The organism is Bacillus sp. EB V-12 (genome assembly GCF_056158125.1).
In genome coordinates this window covers 594106-609527 of the sequence record NZ_JBUXJL010000002.1, presented here as the reverse complement: position 1 = coordinate 609527, position 15422 = coordinate 594106, and the positions used below count along the sequence as shown (strand labels likewise).

Annotated in this window: 19 protein-coding genes and 1 pseudogene; 12 read left to right on the top strand and 8 right to left on the bottom strand. The window is 35.1% G+C overall.

Annotated elements, in window-relative coordinates:
* Positions 1-13: 13 nt before the first annotated feature.
* Both ACZDYH_RS09765 and ACZDYH_RS09760 read left to right on the top strand, forming a co-directional pair.
* Positions 14-444, top strand: a pseudogene (locus ACZDYH_RS09765) (regulatory YrvL family protein).
* Between the two features lie 33 nt (positions 445-477).
* A complete protein-coding gene (locus ACZDYH_RS09760) occupies positions 478-1065 on the top strand; it encodes a thioredoxin family protein (protein WP_002023667.1) in 588 nt (195 codons plus the stop codon).
* A 29-nt stretch (positions 1066-1094) separates the two neighbouring features.
* Here the strand turns inward: ACZDYH_RS09760 and uppP are convergent, their stop codons facing one another.
* A complete protein-coding gene (uppP, locus tag ACZDYH_RS09755; RefSeq protein ID WP_000796256.1) occupies positions 1095-1886 on the bottom strand; it encodes a bacitracin resistance undecaprenyl-diphosphatase in 792 nt (263 codons plus the stop codon).
* 186 nt (positions 1887-2072) lie between these two features.
* Here uppP and ACZDYH_RS09750 point away from each other — a divergent pair, with 186 nt between their 5' ends.
* From ACZDYH_RS09750 to ACZDYH_RS09740, 3 genes are all read left to right on the top strand, one after another.
* Positions 2073-3431 carry an MATE family efflux transporter gene (locus ACZDYH_RS09750; RefSeq protein WP_000665546.1) on the top strand — a complete coding sequence of 453 codons (1359 nt, stop codon included), beginning with the start codon at positions 2073-2075 and terminating at the stop codon, positions 3429-3431.
* Positions 3432-3507: 76 nt separating this feature from the next.
* Positions 3508-3681, top strand: coding sequence for a hypothetical protein (locus ACZDYH_RS09745; protein ID WP_000341062.1), 174 nt, complete (start codon positions 3508-3510; stop codon positions 3679-3681).
* Between the two features lie 18 nt (positions 3682-3699).
* Positions 3700-3849 carry a hypothetical protein gene (locus tag ACZDYH_RS09740; protein WP_000743742.1) on the top strand — a complete coding sequence of 50 codons (150 nt, stop codon included), beginning with the start codon at positions 3700-3702 and terminating at the stop codon, positions 3847-3849.
* 81 nt (positions 3850-3930) lie between these two features.
* On the opposite strand, the gene ACZDYH_RS09735 is transcribed toward ACZDYH_RS09740, so the two are convergent.
* Positions 3931-4455: a hypothetical protein gene (locus ACZDYH_RS09735; RefSeq protein WP_000715254.1), complete on the bottom strand. Its 525-nt coding sequence runs from the start codon at positions 4453-4455 to the stop codon at positions 3931-3933.
* An 83-nt stretch (positions 4456-4538) separates the two neighbouring features.
* Between ACZDYH_RS09735 and ACZDYH_RS09730 the strand changes: the two genes are divergently transcribed.
* Positions 4539-5441 carry an aminoglycoside phosphotransferase family protein gene (locus tag ACZDYH_RS09730; RefSeq protein ID WP_000378982.1) on the top strand — a complete coding sequence of 301 codons (903 nt, stop codon included), beginning with the start codon at positions 4539-4541 and terminating at the stop codon, positions 5439-5441.
* Positions 5442-5443: 2 nt separating this feature from the next.
* Here the strand turns inward: ACZDYH_RS09730 and ACZDYH_RS09725 are convergent, their stop codons facing one another.
* The 5 genes from ACZDYH_RS09725 to amaA all read right to left on the bottom strand — a co-directional run bounded on the left by ACZDYH_RS09725 (position 5444) and on the right by amaA (position 8596).
* Entirely contained in the window at positions 5444-5605 is a 162-nt protein-coding gene (locus tag ACZDYH_RS09725) for a hypothetical protein (RefSeq protein WP_000651086.1), read from the bottom strand.
* A gap of 183 nt (positions 5606-5788) precedes the next feature.
* Positions 5789-6562, bottom strand: coding sequence for a hypothetical protein (locus ACZDYH_RS09720; protein WP_000544574.1), 774 nt, complete (start codon positions 6560-6562; stop codon positions 5789-5791).
* Between the two features lie 24 nt (positions 6563-6586).
* Positions 6587-7033, bottom strand: a complete 447-nt coding sequence (locus tag ACZDYH_RS09715) for a flavodoxin (protein ID WP_000041153.1) — start codon at positions 7031-7033, stop codon at positions 6587-6589.
* Complete coding sequence (locus tag ACZDYH_RS09710) at positions 7026-7202, bottom strand: hypothetical protein (RefSeq protein WP_000929023.1); 177 nt, start codon at positions 7200-7202, stop codon at positions 7026-7028. Before ACZDYH_RS09710 ends, ACZDYH_RS09715 begins: the two co-directional genes overlap by 8 nt.
* 224 nt (positions 7203-7426) lie before the next feature.
* Positions 7427-8596, bottom strand: coding sequence for an N-acyl-aliphatic-L-amino acid amidohydrolase (gene amaA / locus ACZDYH_RS09705; protein WP_006928846.1), 1170 nt, complete (start codon positions 8594-8596; stop codon positions 7427-7429).
* A 337-nt stretch (positions 8597-8933) separates the two neighbouring features.
* Here amaA and ACZDYH_RS09700 point away from each other — a divergent pair, with 337 nt between their 5' ends.
* The 5 genes from ACZDYH_RS09700 (at position 8934) to dltD (ending at position 13258) form a co-directional block, all read left to right on the top strand.
* Entirely contained in the window at positions 8934-9080 is a 147-nt protein-coding gene (locus tag ACZDYH_RS09700) for a teichoic acid D-Ala incorporation-associated protein DltX (protein WP_000440293.1), read from the top strand.
* A gap of 12 nt (positions 9081-9092) precedes the next feature.
* Positions 9093-10607, top strand: coding sequence for a D-alanine--poly(phosphoribitol) ligase subunit DltA (gene dltA, locus ACZDYH_RS09695; protein WP_000770505.1), 1515 nt, complete (start codon positions 9093-9095; stop codon positions 10605-10607).
* Complete coding sequence (gene dltB, locus ACZDYH_RS09690; RefSeq protein ID WP_088350607.1) at positions 10604-11779, top strand: D-alanyl-lipoteichoic acid biosynthesis protein DltB; 1176 nt, start codon at positions 10604-10606, stop codon at positions 11777-11779. Before dltA ends, dltB begins: the two co-directional genes overlap by 4 nt.
* Positions 11780-11846: 67 nt before the next feature.
* Positions 11847-12086: a D-alanine--poly(phosphoribitol) ligase subunit DltC gene (dltC, locus tag ACZDYH_RS09685; protein WP_000807310.1), complete on the top strand. Its 240-nt coding sequence runs from the start codon at positions 11847-11849 to the stop codon at positions 12084-12086.
* Positions 12083-13258 (top strand): D-alanyl-lipoteichoic acid biosynthesis protein DltD, encoded by a 1176-nt coding sequence (dltD, locus tag ACZDYH_RS09680; protein ID WP_001030273.1) that lies wholly within the window; start codon positions 12083-12085, stop codon positions 13256-13258. The genes dltC and dltD overlap by 4 nt, the downstream gene beginning before the upstream one ends.
* Positions 13259-13279: 21 nt before the next feature.
* Here dltD and ACZDYH_RS09675 read toward each other — a convergent pair whose 3' ends face one another.
* Positions 13280-14368, bottom strand: coding sequence for an NAD(P)H-dependent flavin oxidoreductase (locus tag ACZDYH_RS09675; RefSeq protein ID WP_434713854.1), 1089 nt, complete (start codon positions 14366-14368; stop codon positions 13280-13282).
* A 115-nt stretch (positions 14369-14483) separates the two neighbouring features.
* Between ACZDYH_RS09675 and ACZDYH_RS09670 the strand changes: the two genes are divergently transcribed.
* The gene (locus ACZDYH_RS09670) at positions 14484-15404 is read left to right on the top strand and encodes a S66 peptidase family protein (protein ID WP_000640062.1); all 921 of its coding nucleotides are present in this window, start codon (positions 14484-14486) and stop codon (positions 15402-15404) included.
* Positions 15405-15422: the final 18 nt, after the last annotated feature.

Sequence of the window (15422 nt, the reverse complement as noted above, 5' to 3'; positions counted from 1 at the left end):
AAGGGGTATTTTAATGCATGAGGAGGATAGGTTCTCAAATCTCAGCCTAAAAGATAAAACAATTATCATTAGTATTATTGCTCTTTTTCTCATTATAGTTTTTACATTTATATTTTTTGTATATGTAGGAATCTTTCAAATTACAGGTATAGCGTATAGTTCACGTACTGCTTTACTTCTCTTTTTTTATTAATCACTTTCTTAGATGGTATTACATTATTTATTTTCAGTTTCTTCAAAGCGCTGCTATATCCATTGACTCAAAACATGCCAAATTGGATTTCTCTCACTCTTTTCTCATTCATTGAAATTACACTAGATTGGTTCGTCATTCATACTGCTGATGATTGGATAGAAAGCGTACAAATGTCCAACTTAACTGAATTATGTGTCGTACTATTCTTTTTTCTATTAAATAAATTATTAAGTGACAAGAAAGAGTAAGAATACAAGCTTTTCTATATAAAAATTGGTACAATGAAAGCAAATCTTACTAAAGAGGTGTTAATTATGAACTTACAACAATGGGCTGATAAAGGTATGTCCTTTGATACATATGTGAATGAAATGCAAGTAAACCAATACGAGCTACTACACATTTACAATAATTTTTTAATTCCAAATGAATTACTTCCTGTATTAGAAGAACGTCAAAATGATGGCTGGCGTGTTATCGTATTAACTGCTGATTGGTGTGGCGATGCTCTTTTATGCGTACCTGTTATGAAACGAATTTCTGAAGTTGCAAATATTGATATGAGTTTATTAATTCGCGATGAAAACTTAGAATTAATGGATCAATATTTAACAAATGGAACAGCACGTGCGATTCCAATCTTTATTTTCATTGATAAAGATGGAAATGAACAAGCTGTTTGGGGACCACGCGCTCCAAAAGTACAAGAATTAGTAACTTCAATGCGCGCTACATTACCTGAAAAAGAAGATCCAACTTTCGAAGAAAAACAAAAAGAAATGTATGCTAATTTCCGTGCTACATTAGCTGATGATACTTCTCTTTGGGAACATGTAATGGAAAACATGATGGAAAAAGTAGTAAAATAAAAACCTGCCGAGCTCGGCAGGTTTTTTTATTACATAATGAAGAAATAGAATACCGCAGCTAAAATGAAACGATAATAAGCGAACGGTGTTAGTTTTACACGAGATAATAATTTCAAGAATGAAACAATTGCAAGCATCGCAACAACGAATGCAGTTACAAATCCTGTTACAAATAGCGTTATATCTGCTGAGCTTAATACATCCCAGCTTTTAATTAAATCTAAGCCACTTGCAGCTACCATCATCGGTACCGCTAAAATGAACGTATATTCAGCTGCCGCTGTATGCGACACGCGAGCTAATAAACCACCACTTATTGTAGAACCAGAACGAGAAAATCCTGGCCAAAGAGCTAAACATTGGAACATTCCAATTGTAAATGCCTGTTTATATGTGATTTCATCTAACGTTCTTGCTGTACTTGGTTTCGAAAACTTCTCAGCAACAATCATTAAAATACCACCGGCTACTAAGCTAATAACAACTGGTCCTGGACCAAATAAAACCTCTTTAATAGTGCTATGGAATAATACGCCAAGTACCCCGGCAGGAATCATCCCGATAATAATATGTAATAAATTTAACGATGGTCCGTCTGTTACTTTACCTATTCCAACTAACGACCATAGACGCTTCCAAAATATAACAACAACTGCTAAAATCGATCCCAATTGGATAACAACTTCAAAAACTTTCGCTCTCTCATCGTCAAATCCAATTAAATGTCCTGTTAAAATCATATGTCCTGTTGATGATACTGGTAGAAACTCTGTTAACCCTTCAACAGCACCCATGATTAAACCAATTAACCAATCAGCCACAAGTAGTGCCTCCTTAATAACAAATAATATGTAATTTTTTCACACCTTATCATAATACCTTATCCCTTTTCAAAGTGCATCCTTTTTTTATTGGCTTCATATGTTATAGGCGCGTATTTCTTTTCTAATCTTTGATTAAATTGTATGATAGTAAGAGTTTGTTTTTTTATACGGAAAGGGGATTTTATGAAAGAAACTACTTCATTCTCACAAAAGTTAAAGCAATTTGTATTACTATTTTTTCCGATTTTCGTAACGCAAATGTCATTATTTGCGATGAGTTTTTTTGATACAACGATGTCAGGACATGCAAGTCCAACTGATTTAGCAGGTGTTGCAATTGGAACAAGTATATGGATTCCAGTTAGTACGGGGTTAACAGGAATTTTAATGGCTACTACTCCCATTGTTGCACAGCTCGTTGGATCCAAGAAAAAAGAGGACGTTCCCCACGTTGTCATACAAGCAGTTTATTTAGCAATTTGTGCTAGCTTCGTTGTTATCCTCATCGGTTTTTTCGTCGTTTCACCTATTTTAAATGGCATGCGCTTAGAAGAACCTGTGGAACGTATTGCAGCGCAATTTTTAAGTATTATCGCAATAGGAATTATACCTTTATTCACTTACACTGTTTTACGTGGATTTATTGATGCATTAGGAAAAACTCGAACAACGATGATTATTACATTATTATCATTACCAATTAATGTAATATTAAATTACCTATTAATTTTTGGTAACTTCGGTTTCCCAAAGCTCGGTGGTGTCGGAGCAGCAATTGCTTCCACTGCAACATATTGGTGCATTTTAATTATTACAGTCATTATTATTCAGACGAAAGAGCCTTTTGCCTCTTTCAACATTTTCAAACAATTATACCGACCTTCTCTTTCGAGTTGGATAGCATTCTTAAAACTTGGCGTCCCTATCGGATTTGCTATCTTTTTTGAAACGAGTATTTTCGCTGCGGTAACGCTCATGATGAGTAATTTTAGTACGACAACTATTGCAGCTCACCAAGCAGCTATGAACTTTGCTTCCTTGTTATATATGACTCCGCTAAGTTTAGCAATGGCAATGACTATTGCGGTTGGATTCGAAGTTGGAGCAAAACGTTACGATAATGCAAAACAATACGGACTGATTGGAATTGGATTAGCCCTTGCCTTTGCTTTATTATATTCGATTCTTCTCTACTTCTTTGATGATCAAATTGCTTCTATTTATACGACAGATGCAAAAGTTCATCATTTAGCAAAAGAATTTCTTATCTTTGCAATTTTATTTCAAATTTCAGATGCAATTGCAACCCCTGTACAAGGAGCTTTGCGTGGTTATAAAGATGTAAATGTTGCTCTAATTATGACTTTAATTGCTTATTGGATAATAGGTCTACCACTAGGTTACATATTAGCGACGTATACAGAATGGGCCGCGAAAGGCTATTGGATCGGTCTTATTATCGGTCTAGCATTTGGCGCTGCCTTCCTACTTATCCGTCTCTTTCAAGTACAACGAAAATATACAACACAAAACAGCCGCTAATAATAAAGCGGCTGTTTTCTTTATGCATATTTTTTCTTGTAACGTATAATATAATGAAAAAGAAAGGTGGGTACATATGGACGACAAAGAAAAAAAGCAATCATTCGATGAAGAATTTGCCCCTGAAATTTCACCTGGATATCGGCAAGATGTACATAAGCCACCTAAATATAAAAACACTTCGTTTTTAATGGGCATTACCATTTTCGCTGCTGTATTACTCATACTTATCATTTTCGTTTATTTTTGATGAAAGGTGGCCTATTATATGAAGAAACAAGATTCCAATCGTTCAAAAAGAACTGTTAAAACACAAAAAGGATATGCAGGAGATTCTGTTCATACTCTTAAACAAGTCGAGCAAGGGAATTTATATATTGCTCAAAAAGAACTTGGTCAACAAAATGAAAATCTTTAAAGGCCCTTTATTCCTTAAGGGTCTTTTTATTCCGCATTAAGTAATACACCCTCAAATGTTCTATTGAGCAATGAATTTCCTTTATTGTACGCGCTGCTTTTGTTCTAGCACCATAAATATATTATTAACCTTTACAATTTTCACTTCATAATTCAATTTCATTTCGCTTCTCTTACTCTTACCATTTTCAGTACCCGCAACGTACGCTACAGCTTGATAAAGAAAACTCTCATTGGTCTCTTCACGTATCTCCTCGTTTGTAAATTTATACTCTAAATCTTGAAAACGATTTGGATAATAATTTCCCATTAATTGTTCATACCCTCTATTTAAAAATAGTTCTTCACCTTTTCGTTTCACATCTTCTTTATTAGTAGACCCAAACACTGATAGTTGCTCGGTCACAAAATGCTCTCCTACCTTTTTCATTTCATTATGAGTTAAGTTTTCTATACTTTTGTTCTTTAACTCCTTATTTAACTCGTACTGATCAATCGGTTTAAAGGTAGCAAAAACCTCCTCTTTATATGACCAAAACAATACAAAAGCGATACATAGAGAAATGATTAACAGTCTTTTTTTCGTAATACTCCCGCCCTTCTTCATAATAATAGATATATTTTAACATATAGAAAGAAAATTCTGATATCATAAAATAGAATAACTTAACTCAGAAACGAGGAACAATTATGGACTCTTACAAACATTATATAAAAGAAGCTTTGCCTAATCTTTCTATACATTCATATAAACAAAATGAAGAAGGATGGGATAATGTAGCAGTTATAGTAAATGATGAGCTACTGTTTCGTTTCCCGCGAAAACAGGAATATGCGATGCGAATTCCGTTAGAAAAAGAACTATGCGCAATTCTCACTCAATCACTACAAGAAATCGAAGTTCCACAATATCACCTAATTTATAAAAATGAATCTGATGAGGTTCCTCTTTGTAGTTACTATACTCTCATTCATGGTGAACCATTAAAAACAGAAACAGTTGCCACGCTGGAGGATCCAAAGCTGAAAGCAATTATTACACAATTAGCTACTTTCCTTGCGGTACTACATAGTATTCCTTTACACCAAGTTACAACGCTATGTTTCCCTATTGAAAAAACATGTACCTACTGGAAAGAGCTACAAACAAAATTAAACCAATATCTCACTACTAGCCTTACTTCATTACAGAAACTAGCCTTAAATCGCTTATTTGAAAATTTCTTTGCATGTTTAGCTACATCCACTTTTCAAAACACAATCATTCACGCTGATTTTACTCATCATCACATTTTATTTAACAAGCATAACAAAAGCATTTCAGGTGTTATCGATTTTGGTGATGCGCAAATTGGCGATCCTGCTTTTGATTTTGCAGGACTATATTATGATTTCGGACATGAGTTTACTACATCTGTATATGAACAGTACAGTACACTTATTTCTCATCATGATCCATTACTCATTCATCGTATTACTACCTTTTATCAATACAGTCCTTTACTACATAATATTATTTATAATTTTGAGTCAGAGAATGAACTCGAATTCATTACAGGCACAGAACAGCTAAAAACGATATTACAGGGATGAGATTACATTCTCTCCCTATATACTCTCTCCTCATACATCATTAACTTTTTATCCATTTCAACAATAACTTTATACAATTGAAACGCCTGTAAAATTTGCAGTTGAATTTCAAAAGGAGCATTTTGTTCTTTTAACCATTGAAATACTTTTGTTTCATCTTTCATTGATTATTCCTCCCTTTATTCTGATTTGTGGGTAGCCCGATTAATGAGGGCTGATAATCAGTGGGTGATTGACAAAACCCCCACTGATTAAAGTTTCACTTTATTAAAATCTGCTACAAATATACCGTAAATGATGAAAAGCTTTTCATGTCAATAACAAAAAAGGATGCAAAGTTGCATCCTTTAATGAACTATATTTTTCTTCTGTTTCGCTTCTGTCTTTACTTCTTCCCCTTGGCATTCACTACGAAACGCACAACTTATACACTCAGAACGAAAATGACGCTCTGTATAATGCTCAGGTTGCTCTAACATTTCTTTCATTCTAGATAAATCAGCCATTCCAGTTATAATATCTTCCTGTTTCGGAATGTACTCATACTTAGTTCCTTCTATTAAATTAATAACTTCAATTTTTCCTGGAAGAACTCCGAAAGCTTTATAACTGAATACTGTCATTAGCTTCTGACAAAGAGCAAGCATTTCCTCATCTGCATCGACAACATACTTTTTAATTACAAACGACTCAGCACTCCACTCACCAACTTCAAATGTCAATGACATGTGGACACCTAACTCTTCCATATATGTTTGAAACTTCTCGTATAAAAACAATGGTGGTGTCTGACTATCATCCTTTTCAACGAACTGTAATAAGTGATCCGTTAGCTTCGCTAATACAATATAGTATTCCGTCTTCGAAGCAAACATATTAATCCTTACTTTTTTCCAATACTTTTCTATTAATATTAAAAGTACAATTTTCGTTTGTTGACCCGCAGGTAGCGTGTAATACTCGTTAATAATTTGATTGACAATCATTTGTGCTATTTGTTGCCATTCAAATGAAGAAGGTTCTCTTCTTTTTATGTGACGAAAATAAAATTTATGCGGACAACGCATAAAATCATACAAATGATAATCTGTCATCGTTTTGATTGAGATTTTCTCATGCACTTGCTCTTCATCTCCCTTCTGCCATTAAGAAAGGTGTTTTACAAATTCAGCTCCAAACTGTAAACATTTTTCTACATCTTCATCTTCTGGCGTTAATTCTACTTTTAGTCCTTCTAACACAACTGCTGCCCCGCGCTCTTGTAGCTTTTCTATTAAAATGTCAACTGCCACTCCGTATTTCGGATAAGCCGAATCACATGATCCGAATACTGCCGCTTTTTTCCCAGTTAAATCAATAGAATCCATTGCATCATAAAAATCTAAGAAATCATCAGGAAGATCGCCATCTCCCCAAGTGTATGCACCTAAAATAATTCCATCATACTGTTCTAATATAGAAGCTTCTGGTGAATCCATAATATCAATAACTTCAATTTCATTTTCTGTTTCACGAATTACGCCGGCAATATGGTCAGCCATTTCCTCTGTATTTCCACTCATACTTGCAAAAATCATTACTAACTTACTCAACTGAACCTCTCCCTTTACTTTGTATCTCTTTTTCTGTTTGAATGCTCTTCTTCTCATCTACATATTCAGACCGAATTACATTTCTTTGCCATTCCATATGCTGATCAACATCTTTATTTTTATCTTTTAATCCCCTCCGCAGAAGGTGAAAATTCTTTCTCATTAACATGTCGCATCCATCCTATTGATAATAATTATCAATTTCAACTATATTTAGATTAATTGACATTGATTATCAATGTCAATAACTATTTTTAAAAAAATGATTAAAATGTACAAGCTTGTCCGTTAGCTATTCATATACTATGAATGAGCATAGTTCTTTCTCAGCCCTCTCTGACGGAAAGAAATAAAAGCAACTGCAATAGAGTGCAGTTGCCTTTTTTTGTTTTTCTATAATTTTAGTAATCTTATAGTCGTCTCTAAAAATAGCTCCACTCCACAAATTAATGCTGATTCATCCACGTCAAATTTCGGATGATGATGTGGATAACAAGTATATATATTTTCATTACCTGTTCCTAATTTAATGAAACAACCAGGTGCTTTTCTTAAATATGCTGAAAAATCTTCTCCACCCATAGAAGGTTCAAGCTTCACAACACGCTCATTCCCAAACAAATGTAGTGCACTTTCTTCTACTATTTTCGTAATATATTCATCATTAATAACCGGATCATATCCATATCGATACGTATATGTATACGATCCTCCATGTGCTTCTGTAATTCCTTTCACAATTTTCTCGATTTTCCCTTCTGCTTCCACCCTCAATGCTTGATTAAATGAACGAACAGTTCCCATTAAAGTTGCTGTACTAGGAATAATATTGTCAGCCGTTCCCCCATGAAATTGTGTAACTGAAACAACCCTTTGCATAAAAGCACTTGTATTTCTTGATACGATATGTTGTAGATTTGTAATAATCTGTGCTCCGATAGCAATAGGATCTATCGTTTCTTCTGGTCGCGCCGCATGTCCTCCTTTGCCTTGAATCTCAACTGTAAATACGTCTGGAGCTGCCATCATCGGTCCATATGCAATTCCTATCTTTCCACTCTCAAGTCCTGACATAACATGTAAACCTATTACATAATCAACACCGTCCATTACACCTGCCTCAACCATTTCTTGTCCCCCACCGGGATACACCTCTTCTGCGTGCTGAAAGAATAGACGAATCTCACCTGCAAAATCTTCCTTTATATTTGATAACACCTCTGCTGTACTTAATAAAATAGCTGCGTGAGCATCGTGCCCACATGCATGCATCATTCCTTTATTCACAGATGTATAAGATTTACTTGTCTCCTCTTGAATTGGCAAAGCGTCTATATCAGCTCGAATCGCAATTACTTTCCCTTGCTTCACACCTCTTTTAATTGCTAGTACACTATACTTCGTCGGTCTCGTTACTTCAAAAGAAGAAAATGAGCATAATGTATCATATATAAATTGCGAAGTTTCTTTTTCATGAAATGATAATTCCGGATACTTATGGAAATGCCTTCTCCATTTCACGATATTTTCTTCCGAAATTAGATTCTTCCACACTCTATTCATGATAATTTCCTCCTTTTCAAAAGAACTAGAAATTTAAAAGTTTACTCCGTCTTAAATGATTAATAAAAACAAACACTGTATTTTTACGTATTCTTATAGTCCACTTTTATGTATTCACACAATCCACTTTCTATTTACATGTCAAACCCATTACAAATTCATGCTGAATGTAATATAATTGCTAAGTTAGGGATTTTCTTTTTTAGTATTTAGTGCTAATATCAAAAAAGAGCCTTTTGACTTATTTTTACCTAAAATGTGGGATTTTGTTTTTTTCACAATAATGTAGGACATGATACCTACAAAGAGCTATTATTTCATTAAGAGAGGGAAAGACATGGAAAGATTAAAAGAGATATGGTCTCGACCACTCACACAATGGGTTGCAAAGACGGTTTATTATCTTGCAATTTTATTTGCATTACTTTGGTTGTATGGATTCCATGATACAAACACAAGTACATTTATTTACAATGAATTCTAGGGTGGGAACGTTATGAAGTTATTAGAACAAATTGAAAAGTGGGCTGCAGAAACGCCTGATCAAACCGCTTTTGTTTGGCGAGATGCGAAAATTACGTACAAACAATTAAAGGAAGATTCTGATGCGTTGGCACATTGGATTTCTTCTGAGTATCCAGACGATCGTTCACCAATTATGGTGTATGGCCATATGCAACCTGAAATGATTATTAACTTTTTAGGATGTGTAAAAGCTGGACATGCTTACATTCCTGTAGATTTATCTATCCCAGCTGATCGTGTACAACGTATTGCTGAAAATTCTGGTGCGAAATTACTTTTATCGGCAACAGCAGTAACTGTAACTGATTTACCAGTTCGCATCGTAAGTGAAGACAACTTAAAAGATATTTTCTTTACTCATAAAGGGAACACTCCAAATCCTGAACATGCGGTAAAAGGTGATGAGAACTTCTACATTATTTACACATCAGGAAGCACAGGTAATCCGAAAGGGGTTCAGATTACTTATAACTGCCTTGTTAGCTTTACAAAATGGGCTGTAGAAGATTTCAACTTACAAACAGGGCAAGTATTCTTAAACCAAGCACCTTTCTCATTTGATTTATCTGTAATGGATATTTACCCATCATTAGTAACAGGTGGTACACTTTGGGCAATCGATAAAGATATGATTGCGCGTCCAAAAGACTTGTTTGCTTCTTTAGAGCAATCGGATATTCAAGTATGGACTTCCACACCTTCTTTCGCTGAAATGTGTTTAATGGAAGCATCTTTCTCTGAGAGTATGCTACCGAACATGAAAACATTCTTATTCTGCGGTGAAGTGTTACCAAATGAAGTAGCTAGAAAATTAATTGAGCGTTTCCCTAAAGCAACAATTATGAATACGTATGGTCCAACAGAAGCTACTGTCGCTGTAACAGGTATTCACGTTACAGAAGAAGTGCTTGATCAATACAAATCACTTCCAGTTGGCTATTGTAAATCAGACTGTCGCCTTCTTATTATGAAAGAAGATGGCACGATTGCACCTGATGGTGAAAAAGGTGAAATCGTAATTGTCGGTCCAAGCGTAAGCGTTGGATATTTAGGAAGCCCTGAATTAACAGAAAAAGCATTTACTATGATTGACGGTGAGCGCGCCTATAAAACAGGCGATGCTGGCTATGTTGAAAATGGTCTTCTATTCTATAATGGTCGTCTTGATTTCCAAATTAAGCTGCATGGTTATCGAATGGAATTAGAAGAAATTGAGCATCACCTTCGTGCGTGTTCTTACGTAGAAGGAGCAGTTATCGTTCCAATTAAAAAAGGTGAGAAATACGATTATTTATTAGCGGTTGTTGTTCCTGGAGAGCATTCGTTTGAAAAAGAATTCAAATTAACATCTGCAATCAAAAAAGAACTCAATGAGCGATTACCAAACTACATGATTCCACGTAAATTCATGTATCAATCTTCTATTCCAATGACACCAAATGGAAAGGTAGATCGCAAAAAATTATTGAGTGAGGTTACAGCATGACCGCATATGGATCATTTTATTTTTTCGCTATAGTGGGCATTTTATTAATACCTACTATCATAGCTGGATTAAAAGGTAAAATGTTGCGCAAATATAATGCCGTTTTAACATTAGTCATGATTGCTATTATCTTCTCAGATAAACCAAAGCAAGCAATGATGCTAGCTGCATTTATTATTTGGCAATATGCCTTAATTAAAGGCTATTTAATTTTAAGAAAACAAAATAATAGTACATTCACATTTTGCATAGCTGTTATTTTATCGATTTTGCCTCTTATTTTGGCAAAAATCGCGCCGTTTGCATCGTTTTTACCTGAGTTAAAACTTGTTGTTTTCCTAGGTATATCTTACGTAACATTCAGAGCAGTTCAAATGGTATTTGAAGTTCGTGATGGTTTAATTAAAGAGCTTTCTTTCTTTAACTTCTGGGAATTCGTTTTATTCTTCCCTGCAATTTCAACAGGACCTATCGATCGTTACCGAAGATTCCAAAAAGATATTCAAAAGCCACCTAGCGCTGAAGAATATCAAAATTTACTATATACAGGACTAAATCGTATTTTCCAAGGTTTCTTGTATAAATTTATTATTGCTTACTTAATAAAGCAATATTGTATGGATCCAGCATTCGCTCAACACGATACAATATTTTCAAATATGATTTACATGTATAGCTATAGCTTATATCTATTCTTTGATTTTGCTGGTTATAGCTCTTTTGTAATTGGTGTAAGTTACATGATGGGAATTAAAACGCCAGAAAACTTCAATAAGCCATTCCTTAGTCGTAATATTAAAGACTTCTGGAACCGCTGGCACATGAGTTTATCATTCTGGTTCCGTGATTTTATTTACATGCGTTTCGTCTTTTTTGCAACGAAGAAAAAGTTAATTAAGAACCGTTACACTATTTCGTATATCGGGGCATTTTTAAACTTCTTCATTATGGGAATTTGGCACATCCAAGGAAGCGCTGTTGCGCAGTATGTTATTTATGGTCTATACCATGCCGCACTGTTTATTTTATTCGATATTTTTGAACGAAAAAACAAGAAGCATAAGTTTTGGCCAAACAATAAATTTACACACATCCTTGCGATTGTAATTACGTTCCACGTTGTATGTTTCGGTTTCCTAATCTTCTCTGGACACCTTAACAGATACTTTTAATGCACCCTTCTTATTCCATTAAGAAGTTGCACATATAATAATTTCGGATATAAAGGAGATTTTAAAAATGGCAGAATTCAAAGAGCAAGTATTAGATATTTTAGAAGAAGTATGTGAAAACGATATTGTGAAAGAAAACTTAGATGTTCAATTATTTGAAGAAGGTATCCTTGATTCTTTCGCTGTAGTATCTTTATTAGTTGAATTCCAAGAGCGTTTAGATATTGAAGTTTCTATTTCTGATTTTGACCGTGACGAGTGGGCTACACCAAACATGGTTATTAAAAAGTTGGAAGAAATCCGATGAACAAAGCAAAATTTGGTCCGATGCTTTTAGCATTGGCCCTTTTTGCTGTATTCTTACTTATTCCAACGCGCTTCCTACTTCCACTTTTAAGTGATGAAAAAGTAGAACAAGCTGCTACTTCTTTAAAAGAAGAAAAAATTCAAAGTATGATTTTACAGCAAAAGATGTTAGCAGATCCAAAATATCTTCCGATGTACGGTTCATCGGAATTCGCACGTATGGATGCTTTCCATCCATCTAATTATTTTAAAGTAAAGCCTGAAGGATTTACGCCATTCCTTCTTGGACGCGGCGGAACACAAGACCTTGTACATGTATTAAACTTCGCATCTACAATGGATCAATTGAAAGATAAGAAAATGGTATTCGTTCTTTCTCCGCAATGGTTTGTACCACAAGGTATTGACGAAACGCACTTTGCACCTAACTTTTCAAAACAACAAGGTTACCACTTCATTTTCAACAATGATTTAAAACCTGAAATGAAAAAACAAATTGCAAAGCGTTTATTAAACTTTGAGATTGTAAAAAAAGAAACTTTATTAAAAATTTCGCTTGAAGGTATCGCTTATGATGATACGAAGTATAAAGTAAAAGCACTTGCTGCTAAACCTTTCGCTTATATTTACCGTAACATTTTAGATCGTAAAGATTTATTTACAGCTATGTTTAATATTAAACCGCACAAAGAGAAGCTCGATTCTTCATTAAAACAAATGAACTGGGAAGAGGCTCGTAAACATGCGGATCAAACAGGTGCAGCAGAATCTAGATCTAATGAATATGGTATCGAAGATGGTTACTTCAATAGCAAAATTAAGAAAAAATTAAAGCAACGTGAAGGTTACTTAAAAAATGATGCTTATGACCAATCGCCAGAATATGAAGATTTACAAATTGTACTTGATTTATTAAAACAATCTGGTGCAAAACCACTCTTCATTTCTGTTCCTGTCAAAGGTCCTTGGTACGACTACGCTGGCTTCCCGAAAGAACGCCGCGAAGCATACTATAAGAAAGTTCATGAGCAAATTGAAAAAGCTGGTTATCCAATTGCCGACTTCTCAAATCATGAATACGATAAATACTTCTTAAAAGATCATATGCACTTAGGTTGGAAAGGCTGGGTTTACATCGACGAAGCCATCCAACAATTTTATAAAGCAAACTAACGAAAAGACCGCTTGAATTACTCAAGTGGTCTTTTTGTATATATTTTGTAATTGCTCGATTGCATTCGCCGCTTCTTTCATAACTCGCTCCACTACATGCTGAGCTGATTCGATTCGTGCCAATGATGCTGCCTGTCCTGCCCAAAGTGACATATATTCTTCCTTATTTTGCTTCGCTGCCTCTTGGCGTATTTTAGAAGTTAATACGTTTTGCACTGGATACATCGGAAGCCCTTCTTCTTTTCCTTCATATCTTTCTATAAATTCATTCCGAATACCGCGTGCATATTTCCCGGAAAACGCACGAGTTACAGTTGTGCTCGTATCTGTACTATGTAAAACCGCTTCTTTATACACATCGTGCGTAATACTCTCTTCACTTGTTAAAAAGGCTGATCCCATTTGAACACCTTCTGCTCCTAGTGCCAATGCCGCAACAAGCCCTTGTCCGTTCATTACACCACCTGCTGCGACAATTGGGATATGCGGAACAGCCCCTACTAACTGAGGTATTAACGCAAACGTACCAATCATAGCATCTCGTTCTTTCCCAATAAACGTTCCTCTATGCCCTCCTGCTTCGCTACCTTGCCCAATAATAATATCTACTCCTAGCTCAGCAAGTACTTTCGCTTCCTTCACATGGGTAGCTGTTCCGATAACTTTTATTCCACTTCTTTTTAAATCATTTATTTCTTCTTTTTCTAACGTTTGAAATGCAAAGCTAACGACCGGTACTTTTTCATCTAATAGCACTTGTAATTGTTCCTTATAGCTTTTTGGAAGCTTTAACGTTCCTTCTACTTCTATACCTAATTCTCTATTCACTCCGCTTAGTAATACTTTCGCCTCATCTACCTTCTCTTCTTCTATTTCTATCTCTTTCGTTACAAGTAAATTAACACCGAAAGGCTTATCTGTTAGTTCTCTTATTCTATAAATCGCTTCACGAATTTGTTCTGGGCTCATATAGCCCGCTCCAAGCGTCCCTAATCCTCCACTATTACTTACTGCTGCAACAAGTTCTGGCGTCGTAATCGCGCCTGCCATACCGGCTTGAACAACGGGATACTCAATTTTTAATATGTCTGTTACTCGACTTGTAAACATCATTTCCCCTCCTATTTCCTTTATATCTTCTTTATTTGATAAGCTTTCCCCTGCTTTTGCAAGGGTTGAACTTCATATGAAGCGAATATATTGAAAGAGAAGGAGGCTGAGCTTAATGATTTATCCAAATGCATTAAAACAAGGTGATACAGTAATGATTATTGCACCATCTGGTCCACCTACAATCGAAAATGTATTAAAAGGTGTGAATGTATTACAAGAGATGGGGTTATCCGTAATAATCGGGAAGAGTGTTTACGAGAAATATGGATTTTTAGCCGGAAGTGATCAAGTTCGGCTTGACGATATACATGAAGCATTTACAAATAATGAAGTGAAGGCAATTTTTTGTGCACGAGGTGGTTATGGAAGTGCTCGTCTTCTTCCTCACATTCAATATGAAGTTATTAGGCAGAATCCAAAAATCTTTTGGGGATATAGCGATATTACAGCTTTACATACTGCTGTTTCACGTTATGCAAAGCTTATAACATTTCATGGTCCGATGATTGAAGAACTAGGAAAAGGCATTGATTCCCTATCTTTATCCTCTTTTAATCAGCTATTCCATCCGTATTCAACCATTTTATCTGCATCAGAATGTATCGTACCTAGCTCTCACAGTACAGTTACAGGTACGTTAGTTGGAGGAAATTTAGCTGTGTTAACAAGTATAATTGGCTCGCCCTACGAGATAAATACGGACAATACACTTTTATTACTTGAAGACATTGGTGAAGAACCGTACCGCATTGACCGTATGTTAAATCAGCTACTTTTATCTGGAAAGTTTAATGAATGCAGGGGCGTTATTTTCACAAGTTGTCACGACTGCACTCCTTCAAAGCCCTCTCAATCATTGCAAACAATATTATATGAATATTTCGCGCCATATCATATACCTGTCCTATTCGATTTACCAATTGGACATATAAGTCCAAACATCGGTATTCCACTTGGAGCTACAGCAACAATAAACACGAATAATAAAACAGTCTCTATTTCTTCTGGTATAGCCACTCCATATTCAAATTAAAAAGGAAAAGCGATTACG

Bases quoted from the DNA above. Each gene is read 5' to 3' on its own strand.
- ACZDYH_RS09760 (WP_002023667.1), top strand. From the start codon at position 478: ATGAAAGCAAATCTTACTAAAGAGGTGTTAATTATGAACTTACAACAA.
- ACZDYH_RS09750 (WP_000665546.1), top strand. From the start codon at position 2,073: ATGAAAGAAACTACTTCATTCTCACAAAAGTTAAAGCAATTTGTATTA.
- ACZDYH_RS09745 (WP_000341062.1), top strand. From the start codon at position 3,508: ATGGACGACAAAGAAAAAAAGCAATCATTCGATGAAGAATTTGCCCCT.
- ACZDYH_RS09740 (WP_000743742.1), top strand. From the start codon at position 3,700: ATGAAGAAACAAGATTCCAATCGTTCAAAAAGAACTGTTAAAACACAA.
- ACZDYH_RS09735 (WP_000715254.1), bottom strand. From the start codon at position 4,455: ATGAAGAAGGGCGGGAGTATTACGAAAAAAAGACTGTTAATCATTTCT.
- ACZDYH_RS09730 (WP_000378982.1), top strand. From the start codon at position 4,539: ATGGACTCTTACAAACATTATATAAAAGAAGCTTTGCCTAATCTTTCT.
- ACZDYH_RS09725 (WP_000651086.1), bottom strand. From the start codon at position 5,605: ATGAAAGATGAAACAAAAGTATTTCAATGGTTAAAAGAACAAAATGCT.
- ACZDYH_RS09710 (WP_000929023.1), bottom strand. From the start codon at position 7,202: ATGTTAATGAGAAAGAATTTTCACCTTCTGCGGAGGGGATTAAAAGAT.
- amaA (WP_006928846.1), bottom strand. From the start codon at position 8,596: ATGAATAGAGTGTGGAAGAATCTAATTTCGGAAGAAAATATCGTGAAA.
- ACZDYH_RS09700 (WP_000440293.1), top strand. From the start codon at position 8,934: ATGGAAAGATTAAAAGAGATATGGTCTCGACCACTCACACAATGGGTT.
- dltA (WP_000770505.1), top strand. From the start codon at position 9,093: ATGAAGTTATTAGAACAAATTGAAAAGTGGGCTGCAGAAACGCCTGAT.
- dltB (WP_088350607.1), top strand. From the start codon at position 10,604: ATGACCGCATATGGATCATTTTATTTTTTCGCTATAGTGGGCATTTTA.
- dltC (WP_000807310.1), top strand. From the start codon at position 11,847: ATGGCAGAATTCAAAGAGCAAGTATTAGATATTTTAGAAGAAGTATGT.
- dltD (WP_001030273.1), top strand. From the start codon at position 12,083: ATGAACAAAGCAAAATTTGGTCCGATGCTTTTAGCATTGGCCCTTTTT.
- ACZDYH_RS09675 (WP_434713854.1), bottom strand. From the start codon at position 14,368: ATGTTTACAAGTCGAGTAACAGACATATTAAAAATTGAGTATCCCGTT.
- ACZDYH_RS09670 (WP_000640062.1), top strand. From the start codon at position 14,484: ATGATTTATCCAAATGCATTAAAACAAGGTGATACAGTAATGATTATT.